This window comes from Nocardiopsis sp. TNDT3 (assembly GCF_003427465.1).
Lineage (GTDB): Bacteria > Actinomycetota > Actinomycetes > Streptosporangiales > Streptosporangiaceae > Nocardiopsis > Nocardiopsis dassonvillei.
In genome coordinates, this window is the sequence record NZ_QPFC01000260.1 from 1 (window position 1) to 4,646 (window position 4,646).

General features: G+C 74.5%; 5 protein-coding genes. 2 read left to right on the forward strand and 3 right to left on the reverse strand.

What is annotated here, in order from left to right; translation table 11 throughout:
- The coding region (locus DQW06_RS07150) for an NAD(P)H-binding protein (protein ID WP_117198181.1) at window positions 1–625 on the reverse strand (625 nt) is incomplete at its 3' end.
- A gap of 170 nt (window positions 626–795) precedes the next feature.
- Between DQW06_RS07150 and DQW06_RS07155 the strand changes: the two genes are divergently transcribed.
- The gene (locus tag DQW06_RS07155) at window positions 796–1,653 is read left to right on the forward strand and encodes a helix-turn-helix transcriptional regulator (protein WP_013152928.1); all 858 of its coding nucleotides are present in this window, start codon (window positions 796–798) and stop codon (window positions 1,651–1,653) included.
- 153 nt (window positions 1,654–1,806) lie between these two features.
- Here DQW06_RS07155 and DQW06_RS07160 read toward each other — a convergent pair whose 3' ends face one another.
- Window positions 1,807–3,309 (reverse strand): carboxylesterase/lipase family protein, encoded by a 1,503-nt coding sequence (locus DQW06_RS07160; protein WP_198048851.1) that lies wholly within the window; start codon window positions 3,307–3,309, stop codon window positions 1,807–1,809.
- 15 nt (window positions 3,310–3,324) lie between these two features.
- Window positions 3,325–4,230, reverse strand: coding sequence for an MBL fold metallo-hydrolase (locus tag DQW06_RS07165; RefSeq protein ID WP_197724903.1), 906 nt, complete (start codon window positions 4,228–4,230; stop codon window positions 3,325–3,327).
- Window positions 4,231–4,417: 187 nt separating this feature from the next.
- Here DQW06_RS07165 and DQW06_RS07170 point away from each other — a divergent pair.
- Window positions 4,418–4,646: ATP-binding protein (locus DQW06_RS07170; RefSeq protein ID WP_157983368.1), on the forward strand; the 229-nt coding region annotated here is incomplete at its 3' end.

Sequence of the window (4,646 nt, forward strand, 5' to 3'; positions counted from 1 at the left end):
GCGTGTGGCGCACCGGCCGACCGGTGGCCTCGGCGATGACCGCCGCCGCCCGCGCGTACCCGAACGACTCCGGGCCGGTGAGCACGTGCTCGCCGGCCACCGGCCCCGGCGCCAGGAGCAGCTGTGCCGCGACGGCCGCGATGTCGGCGGCGTCGATCCACCCCAGCTTCCCCTCGCCCGTCGCCGAGCGGATCTCGCCGCGCTCGCGGATGCCCGCCGCCACCGGGTGCGCCCCGGTGAAGTTCTGCATGAACCCCGACGGACGCAGCACCGCCCACTCCGGGAAGGACCGCACGGCCTCGCCCAGCTCCGCGACGCCCGGGGCCCCGGACAGTCGCGCCAGCGAGCCGAGCAGTACCACGCGCCGCACCCCGGCGGCCCGGGCCGCCGCCAGGAACGGTCCGGCCGCCGGCATGGGGTCCAGGGTCATCGGCGGCGGCACCAGGTACAGGGCCCGCGCCCCGTCGAGTGCCCGGGCGTGGGTGTCGGGGTCAGCCCAGTCGAAGGGCACGCCGCCGGGCCCCGGCCCGCGGCTGGCCACGCGCACGTGCGCGCCTCGGGCCCGCAGCGTCTCGGTGAGGGGGCGGCCGGTGTTGCCGGTGCCGCCGGTGACGAGGATGCTCATGTCTTCGGTCCCTTCGGGTGTTCGGTCCGTCCGCGCCTGCGTCGTCCGGTCCGTGTCGTTCGGTCCGTCGTCCGCCACACTGGCGGGGCGCGGCGCGCGGGGGAACGGCCGCGTCGTCCCCGGACCGGTGGTCCGTGGTTGGCCGTCCGCGCGCGTGGCAGGCTGGGGGCGTGGACAGACGAGAACTCGGCGGATTCCTGCGCGCCCGCCGCGAGGCCCTGCGCCCGGCCGACGTCGGCCTGCCCGAGACCGCGGGCGGGCGCGCGCGGCGCACACCGGGGCTGCGGCGCGAGGAGGTCGCCGACCTGGCCGGGGTCTCGGTGAACTACTACGAGCGGCTGGAGCAGGCCCGGGCGCCGCGCCCGTCACCGCAGGTCATCGACGCGATCGGGCGGGCCCTGGAGCTGTCGGAGGCGGAGCGGGCGCACCTGTCCCGGCTCGCGGGGCACGCGCCGCCCGCCCGGCCCGGCCCGGACGGACAGGTCCCCCCGGGGGTGCTCGCCCTGCTGGAGCGGCTCGGCCCGGTCGCCGCCTACGTCTGCGACGCCCGCCACGACGTCCTGGCCTGGAACGGCCTGGCGTCCGCGCTGATCACGGACTTCGCCGCGCTGGCCCCGGCCGAGCGCAACGTGCTGCGGCTGTCCATGCGCCTGGGCGGAACGGTGTGCTCGGCGCCGCCGGAGTCGGCGGGCGGGTTCGCGGCGCAGACGGCGGCCCAGACGCGCGAGGCGCTGGCCCGCCGCCCGCACGACTCCGCGCTGCGGCGGCTGGTCGACGAGTTCGCCGAGCGCGATCCCGGGTTCGCGGCGCAGTGGCGGCGGCACGACGTGCGGCCGCGTGCGACGCTGCGCAAGCGCGTGGACCACGGTGAACTCGGCGTGCTCGACCTCGACTGCCAGACCCTGGCCGTGCCGGGCACCGACCTGCGCGTGGTCGTGTTCAGCGCGGAGCCGGGCACCCTGGACCACGACAAGCTCACCCGCCTCCAGCTCCGCCTCGCGGTCCCCGAGCCCTCGTCACGGCGCTAGCGGGAGCTGCTCCTCCCTCTGCCCGGACGACGCCGGAGCCGACGCGACAGCCGGTTGCACGGGTGCTCCACGAACCGCGGTCCCGCCGGGCCGAGGGACCAGCGGTCCTTCCTCGGCTCGGGCGGGCGGGAGCGGTACGGCGGCCCCGGAACGTCACGGCGCCGTCCAGGCCCGCCGCTCAGCGCTCCGGGGGTCGTCGACCTGGGTCCACTCGGTGTCGATGCGCATCGTGACCCGGCGCTCGTCGTCGTAGGGGGCCCAGCCGGGGTCGCCGGTCCCGGCGAACCGGATCCAGGTCTGGTGGACGCGGGCGGCCAGGTCCGCGGGGGGCTCGCCGCGCCCCAGCAGACCGCCCGGTCCGCGCAACCGCGGCAGGTGCGCGAGGTCGAAGACGAAGGGAAGCTCGACCGCGTGGGCGGCGCCGAGTTCTCCGTCCAGGGCGTCGGAGCGCCACGCGAACTCGTAGGCGAAGGTGGCGGACGCGGTGTGGGAGGCGTGGGCGCGGGCCAGGGCCCAGCTGCCCGCGCCGAACAGCGCGTCTCCCATGACGGCGGACCGCAGTTCGCCGAAGGACGCCTGGGGGCGTGCCCTCCGGTACGTCCGGACGAGCCGCGCCGGATCCGGGTGCGAGCGCGCCGCGGCCGCGTCGACGTCGGACGCGGTCGAGGTGGAGTAGGCGCCCACGGGGGCCAGGTAGAGGTTCCCCTCCTCGGTGTTGGTCCCGATGAGCAGGTCGACGTCCGCGCCGAGCCCGGCGGCGACGGATGCGGCGGGCTGTGTGTCGAGGACCAGGCTGAAGGGGCTGAGTCCGATCAGCGGGTCGTGGTGCGTCCCGGTCCGCAGGTCGATGCCCGCGAGCTTGGAGGCGGCCTCGACCAGGCGGTCGTCGGGGATCTGCGCGAAGGCGTCGGCATGGGGCCGGACGCCGAGGAGTTCGGCCGCGGCGCCGGTGACGCGGGCGGCCTGCTCGGTCGTGAACGCCCCCAGTCCGCTGCCGCTCTGGACGATCGCCCGCCGGAAGAGGCCCGCGGCCTCGGGGGTGGCGAGGACGGCGCCGACGATGGTCGCTCCGGCCGACTGGCCGAAGAGGGTGACCCGGCGCGGGTCACCGCCGAAGGCGGCGGCGTTCTCGCGGACCCAGCGCAGCGCGGCGACGACGTCGAGCAGGCCGCGGTTGGCGGGTGCTCCGGGGATGTCGAGGAACCCGGCGATACCGAGCCGGTAGTTCAGGGTGACGAGGACGACGCCGTCACGGGCGAAACCGCTGCCGTCGTACATCGCGGAGCGTGTGGAGCCGGCGACGAACCCCCCTCCGTGGACGAACACCATGACGGGCAGGCCGCCGTCCGCTGTCTCGGGCGCCCAGACGCTGACGGTGAGGTAGTCGTCTCCGCGGCTCCAACCGTCGCCGAAGTAGGGGGACATGTCCACGCCGCCGAGTCCGCGTTCGGCCTGGGGCGCGTTGGGCCCCGGCACGGTGGCGTCCCGTACGCCGTCCCAGGGCTCGTGCGGTCGCGGCGGCGCGAACCGGTCGGCGCCGCGGGGAGCGGCGGCGTACGGGATGTTCAGGAAGGCGGTGACGCCGTTGCGGCGTCGACCGCGGACCGCTCCCTGCGCGGTGGTCACGACGGGGTCGGGGTGGTGGTTCACAGGCATGCCTTTCCGCTGGCCTCAGCCCTGCTGGGTGTACGGGGCGAAGGGCGCCCAGCCCTTGACGGCGAACTTGTCTCCGTCGCGCACCACTTCGGCGGCGCCGTGGCCGCCCAGGTGCGCGGGGATCACGAGGGTGTTGTCGTCGGCCGCCCTGCCCAGGACCTCGCGGCGGGTGGCGCGGGCGCCCGCGGGGTCCTCGCAGAAGCAGCTGTTGGCGTCCGGTTCGAGGATCTGCACCGGGTTGTGCAGCAGGTCGCCGACGAACACGGCCCGGTCCGTTCCGGAGGCCAGGGTCAGCACGGAGGAACCGGGGGTGTGCCCGGGAGCCGCGTCCAGGCGCAGGTCGGCGTCGATCCGGTGGCTGGTCTCCCACAGCAGCGTCTGGCCGGCCTCGTGCACGGGGGCCACGCTGTCCTCGAAGACGTTCTGGTTGCCGCGGCCGAGCCGTGGCTGGTGGCCGTTCTCGGGGTTCCAGAAGTCGAAGTCGTCCTTGGGCATCAGGTACGTGGCGTTGGGGAAGGTGGGAACCCAGTTCCGGCCGTCCAGGTACGTGTTCCAGCCCACATGGTCGATGTGCAGATGTGTGTTGACCACGATGTCCACGTCCTCGGGTGCGACTCCGGCGCGGGCGAGATTGGCCAGGAAGTCGGTTTCGAGACGGCTCCAGACGGGCGCGTACGGGCGCTCCTTGTGATTGCCCACACCGGTGTCGACGAGAATGGTCTTTCCCTCGCTGCGCAGCACCCAGGTCTGGATAGCCGAGTTCACCGTATTGGCCTCGAAATCCACGAAATGCGGGCTCAGCAGGGGTGCACCGTCGTCCCAGACCTCCTTGGACACCTCCGGGAAGAAGGTGTCGGGCGTCATTTCCACGGAACCGTAGTACTCCCGGACCCGGGTGATCGTGACATTGCCGAGTTGCATTTGTTCCATGAGGGTTCCTCAGTGATTCGGATGCTTTCTTGGGACCCTAGGGGCGGCCTCGGCGCACGCGGTATCCGTCACGTGACTGCACCTGCGCACACGCCCCGGCACCGGCTCCGCCGCTTGTAGCCTGGGTGGGCCAAGGCAAGGCGGCTCCGACCGGGGAGCCACGACTCCTGGAGACCCCGTGGGCGAGCACACAGGCGGCCCCGGTGCGGTCACGTGGCCGGACCCGGATCCGGTGGAACCGATCGTCGGCCGGGACACGGAGTTGGCGCGCCTCTTCCGCGCGGTGGACTCGACGTCGACCGACCGGGTCCTGGTGCTGGTCGGCGACCCGGGCACGGGCAAGAGCGCGCTGCTGGGCTCCGCGGCGCGCCGAGCCGAAGCGGGCGGCGCCCGCGTCCTGCGCGCCG